Raw genomic sequence first — 269 nt, forward strand, 5'->3', positions numbered from 1 at the left:
GGGCGGCGCGATCGTTGCGCCGAATCTGTCGGTCACAGCCGATTCGACGCTCGACAATAGCGGTGGACAGCTCACAGCCAATCAGCTCGCACTGAGCACGCCGAATCTGACGAACCACGGCGGCACGATCACGCAGTATGGGTCGTCGGCGATGGGCGTCAATGTGAGCGGCACGCTCGACAATTCCGCTGGCGGTGTGATCCAGACGAACAGTACGGACCTGACGCTCGCTCCCGCGCAATTGAACAACGCTGGCGGAACGATTACGC

The 269-nt window shown here is 62.1% G+C and carries 1 protein-coding gene; it reads left to right on the forward strand.

Annotation, left to right across the window (positions count from 1 at the left end; translation table 11 throughout):
- A partial coding sequence (locus SB816_RS31990; RefSeq protein WP_410548241.1) for a hypothetical protein occupies positions 1–269 on the forward strand: 269 nt, incomplete at both ends.

Origin of the sequence: Achromobacter sp. SIMBA_011, assembly GCF_046535435.1 — a bacterium.
GTDB classification, from domain to species: Bacteria; Pseudomonadota; Gammaproteobacteria; order Burkholderiales; family Burkholderiaceae_B; genus Achromobacter; species Achromobacter dolens.